Genomic DNA, 411 nt, shown 5'->3' on the forward strand with positions numbered 1-411 from the left:
AGATTTCTTTCAGATCCATCAGCGTATGATGGCGATGGAGACTCCTGATCTTGCATTCCAGTGGTTGGAATACAAAAAAGAGCATCCGAATGGCTATCAACTGTCACAGTTCTACAAGCTCTACCGAGATTTTCTGAGAGAAAATTTCGGACAGGATTCCGTATCTATGCCAGTCGAACGAATCCCAGGAGAGCGGATGTATATTGACTGGGTCGGCGACCAGCCTGAACTGCTGACGGATCCTGCAACCGGCGAGATACACAAAGTTCATGTGTTTGCTACGACACTTGGCTTCAGCAGCCGTGTATATGCAGAAGTATTCCTTGACGAGAAGCTGCCAAGTTTTATTACCGGCGTTGTCCACGCACTGGAATACTATGGGGCTGTTCCGAAGTATCTTGTTCCAGACAA

The 411-nt window shown here is 47.4% G+C and carries 1 pseudogene; it reads left to right on the top strand.

The features are described 5' to 3' along the window. Nucleotides 1-166 precede the first annotated feature (166 nt). Nucleotides 167-411: pseudogene (locus H6A32_RS16600) on the top strand (IS21 family transposase); the annotation flags it as partial.

Source organism: Drancourtella massiliensis (assembly GCF_016900655.1).
GTDB classification, from domain to species: domain Bacteria; phylum Bacillota; class Clostridia; order Lachnospirales; family Lachnospiraceae; genus Sellimonas; species Sellimonas catena.